13 protein-coding genes and 1 pseudogene are annotated in these 15855 nt (G+C 63.3%); 5 read left to right on the forward strand and 9 right to left on the reverse strand.

All coding sequences use genetic code 11. The features are described 5' to 3' along the window. Positions 1-3 precede the first annotated feature (3 nt). The 5 genes from NLY33_RS12740 to NLY33_RS12760 all read right to left on the reverse strand — a co-directional run bounded on the left by NLY33_RS12740 (position 4) and on the right by NLY33_RS12760 (position 4862). Entirely contained in the window at positions 4-1149 is a 1146-nt protein-coding gene (locus NLY33_RS12740) for a hypothetical protein (RefSeq protein WP_023669989.1), read from the reverse strand. 27 nt (positions 1150-1176) lie between these two features. After that, complete coding sequence (locus NLY33_RS12745) at positions 1177-2265, reverse strand: hypothetical protein (RefSeq protein WP_023669990.1); 1089 nt, start codon at positions 2263-2265, stop codon at positions 1177-1179. A gap of 321 nt (positions 2266-2586) precedes the next feature. Beyond that, on the reverse strand, positions 2587-2973 hold the full coding sequence (locus tag NLY33_RS12750; RefSeq protein WP_023705930.1) for a c-type cytochrome: 387 nt from the start codon (positions 2971-2973) through the stop codon (positions 2587-2589). A gap of 84 nt (positions 2974-3057) precedes the next feature. After that, positions 3058-4236, reverse strand: a complete 1179-nt coding sequence (locus NLY33_RS12755; protein WP_023691608.1) for a glycosyltransferase — start codon at positions 4234-4236, stop codon at positions 3058-3060. Positions 4237-4250: 14 nt separating this feature from the next. Then, entirely contained in the window at positions 4251-4862 is a 612-nt protein-coding gene (locus tag NLY33_RS12760) for a thymidine kinase (RefSeq protein WP_023707675.1), read from the reverse strand. 237 nt (positions 4863-5099) lie between these two features. Here NLY33_RS12760 and NLY33_RS12765 point away from each other — a divergent pair, with 237 nt between their 5' ends. The 3 genes from NLY33_RS12765 to choV all read left to right on the forward strand — a co-directional run bounded on the left by NLY33_RS12765 (position 5100) and on the right by choV (position 8204). Then, complete coding sequence (locus tag NLY33_RS12765) at positions 5100-6035, forward strand: choline ABC transporter substrate-binding protein (protein WP_023686157.1); 936 nt, start codon at positions 5100-5102, stop codon at positions 6033-6035. Positions 6036-6171: 136 nt separating this feature from the next. Then, positions 6172-7026: a choline ABC transporter permease subunit gene (gene choW, locus NLY33_RS12770; RefSeq protein WP_023669995.1), complete on the forward strand. Its 855-nt coding sequence runs from the start codon at positions 6172-6174 to the stop codon at positions 7024-7026. Further along, positions 7023-8204, forward strand: coding sequence for a choline ABC transporter ATP-binding protein (gene choV, locus NLY33_RS12775; protein WP_023669996.1), 1182 nt, complete (start codon positions 7023-7025; stop codon positions 8202-8204). Before choW ends, choV begins: the two co-directional genes overlap by 4 nt. Positions 8205-8301: 97 nt before the next feature. Here the strand turns inward: choV and NLY33_RS12780 are convergent. Beyond that, positions 8302-10328, reverse strand: a pseudogene (locus tag NLY33_RS12780) (transcriptional regulator). A gap of 202 nt (positions 10329-10530) precedes the next feature. On the opposite strand from NLY33_RS12780, the gene NLY33_RS12785 reads away from it, so the two are divergent. Both NLY33_RS12785 and NLY33_RS12790 read left to right on the forward strand, forming a co-directional pair. Further along, a complete protein-coding gene (locus NLY33_RS12785; RefSeq protein WP_023705928.1) occupies positions 10531-11616 on the forward strand; it encodes a PLP-dependent cysteine synthase family protein in 1086 nt (361 codons plus the stop codon). Between the two features lie 19 nt (positions 11617-11635). Then, positions 11636-13111, forward strand: coding sequence for a pyridoxal phosphate-dependent decarboxylase family protein (locus NLY33_RS12790; RefSeq protein WP_023705927.1), 1476 nt, complete (start codon positions 11636-11638; stop codon positions 13109-13111). A gap of 27 nt (positions 13112-13138) precedes the next feature. Here NLY33_RS12790 and NLY33_RS12795 read toward each other — a convergent pair whose 3' ends face one another. The 3 genes from NLY33_RS12795 to NLY33_RS12805 form a co-directional block, all read right to left on the reverse strand. Further along, complete coding sequence (locus NLY33_RS12795) at positions 13139-13543, reverse strand: YciI family protein (RefSeq protein ID WP_023705926.1); 405 nt, start codon at positions 13541-13543, stop codon at positions 13139-13141. A gap of 93 nt (positions 13544-13636) precedes the next feature. Further along, complete coding sequence (locus NLY33_RS12800; protein WP_023670001.1) at positions 13637-15046, reverse strand: ATP-binding protein; 1410 nt, start codon at positions 15044-15046, stop codon at positions 13637-13639. Beyond that, positions 15043-15759 (reverse strand): response regulator, encoded by a 717-nt coding sequence (locus NLY33_RS12805; protein WP_023670002.1) that lies wholly within the window; start codon positions 15757-15759, stop codon positions 15043-15045. Before NLY33_RS12805 ends, NLY33_RS12800 begins: the two co-directional genes overlap by 4 nt. Between the last annotated feature and the right edge of the window lie 96 nt (positions 15760-15855).

The raw sequence follows: 15855 nt of genomic DNA on the forward strand, positions 1-15855 counted from the left end.
CGGTCAGACATCTGAAATCACCTGCCCATTTGACAGGATGTGAACCTTGTAGCCGGAAAAGATCTTTTGAGCTTCGCCGGCGGCGTAGAGTGCTTGATAGGCTTCGTGCGGGATCAGGGCGTGGTTCTCGTAGCTCGACACACCCTGGCGCGCGGCTTCGAGATCGTCGGTGTTGATAAAGAATTCCTGCGTCGTCTTCTCGCTCGAAAACAGCCCCTTGCGGCCGGGTTTCTCGCCCTTGGAGTAGACCTCCTGGATGGTCCAGGTGAGCAGCCAGGCATTTTCCGGTTTGCGCACCTTGGCCAGCACCTCGGTCACGGTCGAATTGTTGTCCGTAATGCCTGCGGAATAAAAGGGGCCGAGCACGACGCGGCGCAGCTGCTTGGGGTGCAGCGGCTCGAAATCCTTGTCGAGATTGACCGCAATCGTTGCGGGCGAAAGCGTGTAGGCGGAATTCTTCTCGGTGAAATCGTCGAAGCGATGGGCGAGTTCGGGGTTGAGCAGGCCGTCCACCGGCAGCGGGATGTCGACCCGTTCATTGAGCTTGCCGCTGCTGTCAACGAGCTGCCGGATCATGCTTTCGGAGGAATCCTCCACCGTCACCATGTAGACCAGCGGCAGGTTGGCGCTGCCGTCGAAGCTCGCCCAGTGCACGAGGTAATAGGGACGCCCGGTCTTTGGATTGACCGAGACCTTGGCCGTCTGCGCCAGCGAGAACGGGCCAAAAGTCTGTTCGCTCTTGACGTCCTCGAGATAGAGCCGCTCGGCCATCGACTTCTGCAGCGCTTCGGGGAATTCCTTGTGGCGCAGGATGAAGTCGGCCATTTCCTCGCGCAATTCGCCGGCCAGCGGAATGTTGGCCAGCCGCGCCTCGGCCTGGCGGCGGTCGTTTTCCAGTTCGAGCAGGTTCTGGAAGACGGGATAGCCGCTGTCGGCGCGCGAAATGCGGAACGTGTCCATGAAGCCGAGCCGGTTGCGCCAGCAGGAAAACGATTTGTCCAGCCGGGCAATGTATTCGGCGACAATCTTGGCGACGATGCCGTGCCGGTAAAGCGGCGAGCGGTCGTCGCGCATGAACACTTCGAGGCCGCTGAGTGCCGCCGTGATGGCGGAAAAATAGCGCGCCGCCGCTTCGTTTTCGGGAGTCATGCCGGTGTGCCCGCGTGCAGCCGCTCCTTACGACTGCACGTAGTTGGCCGAATTGTGCTTCTTCATCACGTCGTCGAAACGGCGGGCGAAGGCGTCGTCGGCGAGCTTCTTGCGGCGCTGGATGTCGGAGCTGGCGACCATGTTCTTCTCGTGCATTTCGAGGAGATCGCCGATGTGCTTTTGCGAGGCGGCGCCAATGCCGGCCATGGTCTCTTCGGCGGTGTTGTCAACCTGGCTGCCCAGCGTGTTGATCTTGTGGGCGACATCCTGCTGGGCGGCGGTCTTCAAGGAATCTTCCAGTGCCTTGTAGAGCACGATGCGCTGCTCGGTATCGATGGTCAGCTTGTTGATCAGCGTCGACTGCGCTGCGATCTGATTGTTGAGCGAATCGACGAAGGTCTGGAACATCGAGGTGTAGCGTTCCAGCGTCTGGCTTTCGGCCAGAAGCTCCTGCTCCTTGGCCTGCTTTTCATTGTATTCGGTCGCCAGTTTCGAGCGCTCGCCCTCAAGCTGCGTGCGCTCCTTCTGACTGGTAGAAGCGGCGATCTTGTTTTCGATGTCGAGCAGCAGCGGATTGACCTCCTCGATGCGCTTCTGCACCGCCTCGAGGTTGGTCATGGTGACCTTGCGGCGCTCGATGACCTGCGACAGGCTGTTTTCCGAGGTCTTGTAGCGCTGGTCGAGGACCTCTTTCTGCGCTTTCAGGATGCCGACGATGGTGTCGGACTTGACCAGAAGCTCCTGCAGATTGCCGGCCAGCGACATGTTGCGGACGCGGTCGGTGCGCATGCGCTGCTTGCGTTGCGCCGAGAAGACACCGACGAAGCTTTCCCAGCCGGTGTAGTTCTTCATGCTCTCGAATTCAGTGCCGAAGACGTTGGTGGCGTCTTCCAGCCCGATGATCAGGTCGGCGATGTTGCCTTCCATCACCTTCTGCTGCTTCAGCACGTCCTCGATGCGGGCATTCTCGATGTCGAAATTGGCGTCGCCGATCTTCTTGTCGGCGGTGGCCAGCGTATCAAGCACCGTGCCCGACTGCTCGATCTTGGAGCGCATGTCCTGCACGACCTGCCTGGTCTTGGCAATTTCGGCATCGAAATTCTGCAATGTCGCCATAGGGGCCTCCCGCTTCGGCTTCCGGTCGCTGGCTGCGAACAGCGGCGAATATATGTGGGGTATCAGGGGATTGAAAGACGCAAGACAAGACCCGCCCCGAAAACAAAAAAATGCCTGGTCGTCTTGAAAGGCAATGAAGGCGGGGTCATGGCGTGATTAACCAGCCGGCCAAGTATTGTTCAATTGTCATTGAACTTTGACGGCTGCGAAGAAGTCGATCTCGGACAGTGTGGGTGTGCTGAATTCGACAGAGGGCTCAATGAGTTGCAAGCGCGAGACAGCTGGCGGAAGCCGTCGCCATCACGCTACGCATCGCGCCGTTCAAGGCTTCGGATCGGCGGCCTTCAGATAGGCGATGACGTTGGCGATGTCCTCGTCGCTGCTCAGGCCGGAGAAGCCCATCCTGTTGCCGGGTACTTTCAGCTTGGGAGCGCCGAGATAGGCTTTGAGGTTGGCTTCGTCCCAAACGAGGCCGGCCGCGCCGGCGTCCTTCATGGCCTGCGAATAGTTGAAGTTCTGGGCGGTGCCGGCGGTGCGGCCGACGATACCGAGGAGATGCGGGCCGACCTTGTCGCGGTCGCTTGCCGCCTCGTGACAGGCCATGCAGCGGTAGAACACTTTCTTGCCAAGTGCTGCATCGCCGTCGGCCAGCGCGGCGAGGATACCGGCCAAGTAAATGACAAGGCCTGATGAAATGGCTCGAAGCATGGCGGTTCCCGGCTGGCTCTGGCTGAGGACAAAATAGGCTGCAGGCCTTAACAAACGCCGTATGCCGGTGGATAGCAGCCGGGCTCAATCCGTGCGCGGGATCGCCGCGACCGCCTGCTTGACCTGCTTTTCAATCGCCGCCGACGAATGATTGTCGCGCACGAAAGCGCGGCCGATCTCCGCCATCTCGGCGGCCGCTTGCGGGCGTGTCGCGAGATCGATGATTTTCAATGCCAACTTGCCGGCATCGTCGCTGGACAGGAAATGCCTGCCCGCCTGCAGGCCAAGCCCTTCGACGGCCTTTTCGGTGGCGGCGACGACAAGGCCCGCCGCCATCGCCTCCAGCACCTTGATGCGGGTTCCGCCGCCGAAGCGCAGCGGGATCGGCGCATAGCCGGCACGCCCAAGCAATTCCGGCAGATGCGGTGGGTTCTCGATCAACCGCAGACCATGCCTGGTGCATAGACCGCGCACGACATCGCGCGGGTTTCTGCCGGCGACGGTGATCGACCAGGGCCGGCCGGAGGCGGCGAGGCGCGGCGCCATCGCGCGGCCGATCTGCTTGACGGCGTCGATGTTTGGGAAGTAGCCGAGATGCCCGATGAAGCACAGGCTGAGCTCACTGAAGCGCTCGGCAGCAATCGGCAGGGAAAGCACGCTCTCGTCTGGAATGGGGTTGGCGACGAACCTGACGTCGTTGACGGGGCCGAGAGCGGACAGAAGCGCTTCGTCGGCCCGCGAACAAACCCAAACCTGGTCGGCCAGGGCAGCCGCACACCTGTCGGCTTCGCGCGCCTCTGCCTTCCTTCGCCTGTTTTGGCGCCAGTCTCGAATTTGCTGCCACAGCGTCAGGCCGGCGATCCGGTCGGACACCGTCCGGGAATCAATGTTGTGCTGGTCAAGGACGGTGCGCGCGCGATGCTTCGGCGCCAGCGTCAGCAGCTGCGAAAGCACGATCTCCTCGATCACCACGAGATCGGGCGCGAATTCCCTCCAGATGGCGTCGGCTTCGGCCAGCTCGTCGTCCGGCATCATATGCACGGTCGGGTGCGGGCTGCGCCTGCCCCAAGGCGCCCTGCCGCGCGCTGCCTCGATGATCCGGTGACGGATGTTCGGCGGTGTGGAGGGTGCCGGGGCGCCAGTCAGGCTTACCGTCAGGACCTCGCCCATCGATGCCAGGGCGCGTGCATTGGCGGCGTTCCGGATCTCTCCGCCGGAGACCGGCGGAAACGGGCAATCAACTGTGAACTGCAGAATTTTCATGTTGTCCCGGCCGTTCAGCCTCTGGTGAAGCCAATGAAATCGTCGGGCGCGGCGCGGCCCATTTCCTCTTCCCAGTGGCGGCGGCAGAGCGAGATATAGACGTCCTTGCCTATCGCCACCTGTTCGCCTTGTCTGGCCACCTTGCCGTCAGCGCCGAGACGCACGACCATCGTCGCCTTGCGGCCGCAGCGGCAGATGGTGCGCACTTCGCGCAGTTCGTCTGCGATGGCCAGAAGCGCTCGCGAACCGGAAAACAGATTGCCCTGGAAATCGGTGCGCAGGCCGTAGCACATCACCGGGATGTTCAGCCGGTCGGCGATACGGGCGAGCTGCCAGACCTGCTCTTCCTCGAGAAATTGCGCCTCGTCGACAAAGATGCAATGCACCGTCGTATGTTCGTGATGCTCGGCGACGCGAGCGTAGAGATCGTCGCCGTCGCGGAACATCTCGGCCTCCGTCTCCAGGCCGATGCGCGACGAGATCAGCCCGGTGTCGCCCTTTCTGTAGTGGCCGGCGACGAACAGCATCGTCGTCATACCGCGTTCGCGATAATTGTAGGACGCCTGCAGCAGCATTGTCGTTTTGCCGGCATTCATCGTCGCATAGTGGAAGTAGAGCTTGGCCATGCCGTCCTTTTAAGCCGAGTTGGCGCGGCGCGGGGAGAGGGCACCGCTGCATTTCATGGGAAAAGCCGTCTGCCATCGAAAAAGCGGCAGGCGTGTCGCTGTTTGGCCAGTCCGCGCCGTTGATCGTGATTGTCTTAGCGCTTGAAACCACACCAGAATGGTGTTTGGCTGACGAAACAAGGCGGGCAGAGAAACCGTAACTACGCTTCGCCAAAGAATCACAATGGGAGACTGCCAATGTCGCGTATGAACACCTTCGTCGCCGGCCTCGGCCTGGCGACTTTTCTGTCCACGAGCGCTGCACTTGCCGGCGATCCGGAGAGCTGCAAGGCGGTGCGCCTTTCCGATGTCGGCTGGACCGACATCCAGGCAACCACCGGCGTCGCTTCGGTGCTGCTCACCGCGCTCGGCTACGAGCCGCAGACGATCCAGCTGTCGGTGCCGGTGACCATGGCGTCGCTGAAAAACAAGGATCTCGACGTCTTCCTCGGCAACTGGATGCCGTCGATGACCAACGACATCAAGGACTACACCGCCGATGGTTCGGTCGAGACGATCGGCACCAACCTGACCGGCGCCGGCTACGGCATCGTCGTACCGACCTATGTCGCGGAGGCCGGCGTCAAGTCGCTGACCGACATCGGCAAGTTCAAGGACAAGTTCAACGGCAAGATCTATGGCATCGAGGCGGGCAATGACGGCAACCGCATCATCCTCGACATGATCAAGAATCCGAAGGACAATCTCGAAGGCTTCGAGCTGGTCGAGTCCTCGGAAGCCGGCATGCTGACGCAGGCCGAGCAGTCGATCAAGAACAATGAGTGGATCGCGTTCCTCGGCTGGACGCCGCATCCGGTGATGGGCGCCATGAAGCTCACCTATCTCGACGGCATGGGCGACAGCGGCTTCGGCGCCGCCACCGTCTACACCAATGTGCGCAAGGGCTACACCACCGAATGCCCGAATGCCGGCAAGTTCATCGCCAACCTGAAGTTCAACCTGGACATGGAAGGCGAGATGATGGACGCGATCCTGAAGGGCGGCGACGCCAACACGGTCGCAGCCGACTGGCTGAAGAAGCACCCTGACGCGGTTGCGCCGTGGATTGCCGGCGTCACCACCTTCGATGGCGGTGATGCGGCAGCGGCGGTCAAGACCGCGCTCGGAAGCTGAGCCGACTAATTCGGCCAAGCCGAACCAGGAAGGGCAGCCAATCTAGAAAAGGCTGCCCTTTTTCATATCCTGTGAGAAGATGACCTAACGACAGCGGAGGCCGGAAGCAGGCGGTCTCTCGCATGAGAGGGGCGATATGGATCCGATTTCGAAATTCATGGTCGATCACAAGATACCGATCGGCGCCTGGGGAAAGGCGTTCTTCGGTTTCCTCACCGACAATTTCGACACCGTGTTCAGGGCCTTCTCGAATGGCCTCAATTTCTTGCTCGACGGGCTGGTTGGCATCCTTTTGATGGTGCCGCCGGTGCTGCTGGCGCTGATCATCGCCATCATCGCCTGGCTGCTGCAGCGCTCGCGCCCGCTGGCCATAGGCGTCTTTCTCGGCCTGATCTTCATCATCAACCAGAACCTCTGGAAGCAGACGGTGCAGACGCTGGTGCTGGTCGTGGCCGCCGCCGCCATGGCGATGGCCATCGGCGTGCCGCTCGGCATCTGGGCCGCGCACAAGCCGAAGGTCTACCGCATCATGCTGCCGGTGCTCGACCTGATGCAAACGCTGCCGACCTTCGTCTACCTGATCCCGGTTCTGACCCTGTTCGGTCTCGGCAACGCGCCCGGCCTCATCGTCACCATCATCTTTGTCATCCCGACCGCGGTCCGGCTCACCCATCTCGGCGTCGTCTCGGTGCCGAAGTCGATCATCGAGGCCGGCGAGGCGTTCGGCGCCACCAAGCAGCAGCTGCTGTGGAAGGTCGAGCTGCCCTCGGCCTTGCCGACCATCATGGCCGGGCTGACGCAATCGATCATGCTGTCGCTGTCGATGGTGGTGTTTGCAGCACTGATCGGCGCCGGCGGCCTCGGCACTGAAATCAACCGCGCGCTCGGCTCGCGCCGCATCGATCTCGGGCTCGAGGCGGGCCTGGCGATTGTCGTACTCGCCATCGTGCTCGACCGGATGACGCGTATCGGCGTTGGAGGCAAGAAATGACCGTCGCCGTCGATTTCAAAAATGTCGATATCGTCTTCGGCTCCGACCAGGCCGGTTCGCTGGCTCTGATCGACGGCGGCGCCACGCGCGCCGAAATCCTTGAAAAGACCGGCAATGTGCTGGGTTGCGCCGGCGCCAGCCTGACCGTGCATGAGGGCGAAATCTCGGTGCTGATGGGCCTGTCCGGCTCCGGCAAGTCGACGCTGCTGCGGGCGGTCAACCGGCTCAACGTGGTGTCGCGCGGCCAGGTGCTGGTCAAGGACGGCGACAATATCGTCGATGTCGTGACCTGCGATCAGGCGACGCTGCGGCGGCTGCGGCAGAAGCAGGTGGCGATGGTGTTCCAGCAGTTCGGCCTGCTGCCTTGGCGTACGGTGGAGGAGAATGTCGGCCTCGGCCTCGAACTCGCCGGCGTGCCGGAGCAAGAGCGCAAGGAGCGCGTGCAACGCCAGCTGAAACTGGTCAATCTCGACCAGTGGTCGAAGAAATACGCGCATGAGCTGTCCGGCGGCATGCAGCAGCGCGTCGGCCTGGCCCGTGCCTTCGCCACCGAGGCGCCGATCCTGCTGATGGACGAGCCGTTCTCGGCGCTCGATCCGCTGATCCGCACCAAGCTGCAGGACGAATTGCTGCAGCTGCAGGCGGAGCTGAAGAAGACCATCATCTTCGTCAGCCATGATCTGGAAGAGGCGCTGAAGATCGGCACCCACATCACCATCATGGAGGGCGGTCGCATCGTGCAGACCGGGGCGCCGGAAGACATCGTGCTCAAGCCCGCCAATGACTATGTCCGCGACTTCATCGCCAATGTGAATCCGTTGTCGGTGCTGACCGCCTGGAACGTCATGCGCGACAGCCGCGACCTCGAGCACGGCGATAATGGCTGGGTGTGGCTCGACCGGCGCAAGACGACGCGTTTCAAGATCGACGAGCACGGGCTGGTGGCGGCGGCGGAACGCGACGGCAAACCGGCGGTATGGGTGTCGTGCGCCGATGTCGAGGCGCAGCCGGAGGAGACGGCGCAAGTGTTCTGGGCCAACCCCGGGACCTCGCTGAAGACGGTGATGCTGGCCATGCACCGCTCGCAGACGGCACCCGTGGCGCTGTTCGACGACCAGTCGCGCTTTGTCGGCGCGATCGGGATACGCGATGTGCTGAGCGCGGTGTTGCGGCGCTAGACCATGATGAGATTTGGTTGAAATCTCATCATGATCTAACCCTTTGTTGGAGCATGATCTTTTCCAAAAACCGGTACCCACTTTTTGGGATCATGCTCTAAGCCAGCCCGATGCGCGTGGCGCCGAGCTTGAACAGGGCTGTGGCATCCCGGTCGAAGCGGAAGGTGTCGATGAAGTCGTCGGCTCGGTAATCCGGAAGCGTCTTGCGGATGGCGGCGGCGAAGTTTTCGCCTCGTCCAGCCGCCCAGCCAACGCCAGGCAGTGGGCGGCGATCGACAGGATGATGACATGGGCGTTGGGGCGGGCGGCCGCCTTCAGTGCCCAATCGGCTGCCTCGTCGAACTGGCCGAGGCGGACATGGGCCATGGCGCGCGCGCCCAACATGCCGAACAGCATCGGATCGAATGGTGACAAATGGCGCGAATGATCCGACGATCCGATCGCCGCTTGCGGATCGCCCGACTGCGACTGCACGAACGACAGCGCATAGTGGCCGAGGGCGAAGTTGGGGCTGAGGTCGACGGCTCTCTCCAGTTCGAGCAGGGATTGGTCGCCTTCGCCGCGCAGCCACAGCGCCCGGCCCATCGCCCAGTGCGCGGCCGGATTGTGGTCGTCGACCAGCAGGCTTTGGCCGGCCGCCTCAAAGGCGAGCGCGCTGTCCTGGTCGCGGTCGCCCCAGCGCTGGAAAGCACTTTGCCAATGGGTGAAGGACAGGCCGGCATAGGCGCGGGTGAAGGTCGGATCCTGCCTGACAGCAATGTCGAAGAAATGCCGTGCGAGGTCGTTCTCGCTGCGGGTGAAGCGATACATGTGCCAGAGGCCGCGATGGTAAGCCTCCCAGGCGTTGAGCGAATTGGGCGCCTTCAGCATGGCGCGGTTGCGCTCGACCATCTCTATCTCGGATGAGATAGAGGCCACGATGCTGTTGCCGATGTCGTCGAGGACAATGAAGATGTCCTCGGGCTTGCGCTCGAAGGTCTCGGCCCAGACGATCCTGGCCGTGCGAACCTCGACAAGCTCGACGGTGACGGTCAGCCGGCCCGCCAGACTGCGCACCGAGCCGGTGGCGACATAGTCGACATTCAGCCGGCGGCCGGCATCCTCCGGCGCGATGTTCTTTTCCGCCAGGGCAAAGACCGAGCCGCGGGCAATGACGAAAAAATCCCTGAGCTTGGCGAGGCGGGTAATGATGTCATGGGTCAAGCCGTCGGCCAGCCCACCACGAACGCCGCCGGCATCTTCGGCGAACGGCATGACGGCAAGCGAAGCCTTGTGCGGTGTCGCGGCTTCGGTGGGGGCACGCGCGATCGGGCTGTGGCCCGCCACCGGCGCCACCGCAGGCTGTGCCGGCAAAGTCGCGCAGTGACGTTCCGCGCGAATGGCAAGCCACGCCTGGCGCACAGGGCCGAAATCCAGCTCTTCCGATTGGAAGAGCGATGCCGCAGCGGCAAGATGGTCTTCGCAGGCGCCGAACTGGCCGCGCCGCGCCAGCCTCACCAGGAGTGCGACATGGGCGCTGCTGTCGAACGGGGTCAGTTCCAGCCATTTTTCGAGATGGGCGGAGACGGCTTCGCAATCGGCCGGCAGCGTCTTGACCAAATGTTCCAGTATAGCCGCGTGGCAGGAACCGAGACGGCGGCGCTGCGCGGTCAGCCAGCTGTTGAAGAGAGGGCTGCGGTCGATTTCCAGCCCTTCGAGGAAGTCGCCGACGAACAGGCCGGAGAGCGACTGCAGTCGCATCGGCTCAAGCGTTTCGATGCCTGCGGCAGCCGCCGCCGCGACATCCAGCACGTCGACTGAGATGCCGTCGAGATCGAGCGCGATCGTATCGCCCGATGTTTCGATTCTGCAGCGGCCCGGTTCGTCGAGCGCGGCCCGCAGCTTGCTCAGGCACCAGCGCAGCTCACCCTTGGGATCATTTGGAACATCCCACAGCAACTCGCAGAGCTTGCCACGTCCGACCGGATGGGGCGCCAGCGCCAGATAGGCCAGCAGCGCGCGCAGCTTGCGCGATGCCGGCAAGACCACCGGGACGCCGTCGCGCGCAATTGTCGGCGGCCCAAACAGGCGCACGACAACACCTTGATGGCTGCTCGCCAGGCTCGATTCCACGCCAGATACCACGCCTGCTCCCACGCTGACCTGCCGGCCCCTGCTTTACCACCGAGCACGACAAAGTGCACCCGGCTCGCAAAATTTGTGCGCCGAATGTGGTGTTTACCACACTGCCGCACGTCAAGGACCTGTAGTGCGGCAAGGTGTCGAAATCTCGCCGCCCAAACCGCCGGTGTGTAACCGGCCCGTGAGCAAGAACCAGGAGTCTACCATGTTGCATCAGCAGAAAATCAGAACCACGGCCGGCCGCGGCCGCCTGTTCGACAGCATTCTCGACACCATCGGCGACACGCCGGTCATCCGCGTCAATAATCTCGGACCGGCGCACGCCACCATCTACGTCAAGGCCGAGTTCTTCAATCCGGCGGCGTCGGTGAAGGACCGGCTGGCGCTCAACATCATCGAGGAAGGTGAACGCACCGGCGCGCTCAAGCCTGGACAGACCATTGTCGAGGCGACCAGCGGCAACACCGGCATCGGTCTTGCCATGGTCTGTGCGCAGAAGGGCTACAAGCTGGTGGTGACGATGGCCGACAGTTTCTCGGTCGAGCGCCGCAAGCTGATGCGGATGCTGGGCGCCAAGGTGGTGCTGACGCCGCGCGCCGAGAAAGGCTTCGGCATGTACAAGAAGGCGGTGGAACTGGCCGAAGCGAATGGCTGGTTCCTGGCCCGCCAGTTCGAGACCAAGGCCAACGCCGACATTCATGAAGCTACCACGGCACGCGAGATCGTCAACGATTTCGCCGGCTCGCGGCTCGACTATTTCGTCACCGGCTACGGCACCGGCGGCACCGTCGCCGGCGTGGCGCGGGTGCTGCGCCGCGAGCGGCCTGAGACCCGGATCGTGCTCACCGAACCGGCCAACGCGCAGCTTGTCGGCAGCGGCAAGCCGCAGATGCGTGGCGCCGGCGGAGCGCCGGCCGCCAGCCATCCGGCTTTCGAACCGCACCCGATCCAGGGCTGGACGCCGGATTTCATCCCGCACGTCCTGCAGGAGGCCATCGATGGCAACTTCTATGACGAGGTGATGCCGATCGCCGGGCCGGAGGGCATGAAATGGGCCAAGGCGCTGGCGCAGCAGGAAGGCATCTTCACCGGCATCTCCGGCGGTTCGGCTTTTGCCGTGGCGCGCCAGATCGCCGGCACAGCGCCGGCCGGATCGGTGATCCTGTGCATGCTTCCCGATACCGGCGAACGCTATATGTCGACGCCGCTGTTCGATGGCATCGAGGCCGAGATGAATGCGGAAGAGCTTGCTCTCTCGCGCTCGACGCCCGGTTGCCAGTTCCCGGCATGATGACGCGGGAGCAATCTGCATGGACGCGATGCCTGGACACTCGGCTACCAGTACCGAGGAAACGCTTGACCCCTCGGACTGGGCCGATGTGCAAAGCCTGTCGCATCGGATCGTTGACGATGCCGTCGCTTACCTGCGCGATGTCAGGCAACGGCCGGTGTGGCAGGAGATGCCTGGAGATGTGAGGGATTTCTTCACCGCCTCGCTGCCGCAATCGCCGACCCCACTTGCCGACATCTATGGCGATGTCGTGGACAAGGTGATGCCCTATCCGATGGGCAACATCCATCCGCGCTTCTGGTCCTGGTATATGGGGTCGAGCAACTTCACCGGCGCGCTCGGCGATTTCCTGGCGGCAATCCAGGGCTCCAATCTCGGCGGCGGCAATCATGCCGCCGCCCTGATGGATGGACAGGTCGTCGACTGGTGCAAGCAGATTACCGGCATGCCGGCTTCGGCCAGCGGCACGCTGGTCAGCGGCGGTTCGATGGCCAACATCATCGGGCTGACCGTGGCGCGCAACACCAAGGCCGGCATCGACGTGCGCGAGCACGGCGTTGGAGCAATCGAAAAGCCGTTGCGTTTCTATGGCTCGGACCAGGTCCATTCCTGTCACCGCAAGGGGATGGAAGCGCTCGGCCTCGGCAACAAGGCGCTGCGGCGCATTGCCAGCGACGCCGGACTTCGCATCGACATCGAAGCTTTGCGGGCGGCGATATCGGAAGATCGCGCGGCCGGGTTCAAGCCGGCCTGCATCATCGGCAATGCCGGCACTGTCAACACCGGCGCCATCGACGATCTGCAGGCGCTGGCCAAGCTGGCGCATGAGGAGGATCTCTGGTTCCATGTCGACGGCTGCATCGGCGCGCTGATCGCGATCGCGCCCGAGAATGCGCGTCGTGTCGCCGGCATCGAATGGGCCGATTCCATCGCGCTCGACCCCCACAAATGGCTGCACGCTCCGTTCGAGGCAGGCTGCGCGCTGGTCAGGGATGCCTCGGCGCATCGCAAGACCTTCGCGGTGACGCCGGAATATCTGGAATCGACACCGCGCGGCCTCGCCTCCGGCCAATGGCTGCACGATTATGGCCTGCAGACGTCACGCGGCTTCAAGGCACTCAAAGTGTGGATGGCGTTGCGAGAACACGGCGTCGAAAAATTCGGCCGCCTGATCGACCAGAACATTGCGCAGGGGCAGTATCTCTCAGGGCTAATCGCGGCCGAACCAGCGCTCGAACTGACGGCGCCGACCAGCATCAACATCGTCTGCTTCCGCTATCGCGCGGATGGTCTCGATGGCGAGCGCGCGAAAGCGCTCAACACCGAGATCATGCTGAGGCTGCAGGAAGAGGGCATCGCCGCCATTTCCGATACCACGGTGCAAGGCCAGCATTGCCTCAGGGTGGCGATCAACAACCACCGGACCCGGCGCGAGGATCTCGACCTTCTCGTCGCCGAAACGGTCCGCCTGGGCAACGAGATCGCTTCCGCCTGACCGGCCATGGGGTAGGGCAAGCGGCTCTCAGCCGCTGGCGGCCTCCTGGAAATCGCCCTTCGTCACGGGGAACGCCAGGCCGGGAAGGTAAAATGTGATCGGCCGGATTTCGTAGACCGCCGAGGGATTCACGCGGCGCAAGTCGCGCGCAGCCGCAATCGCCGCCTCCTGCGTGGCGCAGTCGAGGACATAGAGACCCAGCAATTGTTCCTTGGTCTCGGCAAACGGCCCGTCGATGACGATGCCTTCGCCCGGACCGCGCAGCGTGACGGCCTCGGCGGTCGCGCCCAGCCTGGCTGCCGGCCCAAGCTTGCCCTCACGGGTCAGCCTGGCATTGACCTCGAGCAGGTCGTGCATCAGCGCCGCATCCTGCTGTGGCGTCAGGGACTGGATGGTCTGTTCGACGTGATAGGCCAGGATGGCGTAAAACATGCGGCGATCTCCTCCTGTTCGAGCGGCCGCACTATTGCAAGGTTGGGTTGGCTGATCCAGCCCGGAAGCCCATCGAGACGCTAGTCTGCTGCCTTATGCCGCCAGCGGCAGGCTGAGCTCCGTCAGCAGGCCGCCGCGGGGATGGTTGGACAGGTTGACATCGCCGCCGGCGGCACGCGCAATGTTGCGGGCAATGGTCAGGCCGAGGCCGAGGCCGCCGGTCTGGCGGTTCCGCGATTGCTCCAGCCGCACGAAGGAACCGAACACCTGGTCGAGCTGCGCCTGCGGTATGCCCGGCCCCTCGTCGCGGATAACCAGCGTGACCGTGCCGTCCGACTGCCGCAGGCTGACATGGGCTTTCTTGCCGTAGGTCACGGCATTCTGGACCAGATTGTTGACGCAGCGCTTGAGCGCCACCGGCCGCGCCATGCAGATCATGCCGCGGGGCCTTGCGCCGTCATGGTCGAACGTGACGTCCTCGAAACTGTCGGCGATCGATTCCACCAGCGACCAGAAATCGATCCGCTCGCTCTTCTCCTCGGTGACTTCGAAGGTGGCGAAGTCGATGACGGAGCTGGCGATGCTCTCGATGTCGGCGAGGTCGTGGGCCAGCGCCTCGCGCGCCGTCGATCTGCGCAACAGTTCGAGGCGCAGCCGCATGCGGGTCAGCGGCGTGCGCAGATCGTGGGCGAGCGCGGCGGCCAGATGTTCGCGGTCCTCGACATAGTCGCGCAGCCGGACCTGCATGGCGTTCACGGCTTTGGCCGCGGCGCGGATTTCGCGGCTGCCGGTCTCGGCGATCGGCGGGCTCTTCAGGTCCGTGCCGATCCGGTTGACCGCCGTTTCCATCATCCGATAGGGCGCCGTCAGCCGGCGCAGCGACCAGATCGACATGATCACCACCAGGGCCGCGATCAGCGAATAGAGCGGCAGGCTGTCGAAGCTCAATATCGGTCCGACCGGCGTGTTGGGCTCGGTGAAATTCAGCCATTGGCCGTCGGCGAAGCGGACAGATGCCGTCAGCTTGTCGCTCTGGGCGAAGCTGGCCGCTAGCGATAACAGGTCGCGCTCCACCGCGCCGACATCCTTGGTCACGGCCACACCGCCAGGCGCGTTGGCTGCCTGGGTTGCCGGATCGCGCCGGACGCGGGCGTCGGTGATGCCGAATTTCGACAGCCGCCCGACCAGGATGTCCTCGAGTTCGGCCAGTTCGTCGTCGCCGGCGATCGACGAGGTGACCGCGGGTGTGTCCGACACGGTCAGCGCATAGGTGGCGTTGAACAGACCGGAGGCCGTCAGCTTGCGCTGCTCCGGCGTGTCGTCATGCATCAGCTGCACCAGCGAATAGGCGCGGTCGTTCAGCCTGTAGAGATCGACCTCGTCATTGGCGACGGCACGGTCTCGCGAGACGATGTAGAGCGTAGCGACCTGGCTGATCAGCAGGCCGGCAATGACGATGAGCAAAACCCAGACCGGCAGGGTTTGCGGCAGGAAACGTCTCATTCGGAGGTGGTCTCGGGCAGAAACTGGTAGCCTCCACTGCGCACGGTCAGGATCAGTTTCGGCGTCTTGGGGTCGTCTTCCATCTTGCGCCTGAGGCGGCTGACCAGGATGTCGATGCTGCGATCGAAGGAATAGTCGCTGTCGCCGCCGGAAAGCTCGATGAGCTGGTCACGGGTGAGCACTCGCTGCGCGCTTTTAACGAAGGTCTGCAACAGGTTGAACTCCGCCATCGTCAGCTCGACCCTGACGTCGCCCGGCGCCATCAGCCGGCGGCGCGAGCAGTCCATCGTCCAGCCGGCGAAATGATAGATCTGCTTGGTGGTGGCGCGCTTCGGCTCGGCAGCACCATTGCGCCTCAAAACGGCGCGGATACGGGCCAGCAGCTCGCGCGGATCGAAGGGTTTGGGCACATAGTCGTCGGCGCCCATTTCCAGGCCGACGACGCGGTCGGTGGTCTCGGTCACCGCCGTCAGCATGATGATCGGCGTCGAGTAGCTGGCGCGCAGGTCGCGGCAGAGCTCCAGCCCGCTCTTTCCTGGCAGCATCACATCAAGCACGATCAGGTCTACCTGCGTGCGGCGCAGTATGTCTTCCATCTCGACGCCGTCGGCGGCAACCGTGGTGCGCAGGCCGCGCTTCTGGAAGAATTCCTGAAGCAGGTCGCGAATGCCCTTGTCGTCGTCGACGATCAGTATGTGCGCATCGGATTTCACGGCGATCCTGTCATTGCTGGCGGCCGGTCGGCGGCTGCCTTCTGAGTCTGCTTCTGTGGCGTCACCCACACGATAGAATTCTGGCCACATGTTGGC

Source organism: Mesorhizobium sp. C432A (genome assembly GCF_030323145.1).
Lineage (GTDB): Bacteria > Pseudomonadota > Alphaproteobacteria > Rhizobiales > Rhizobiaceae > Mesorhizobium.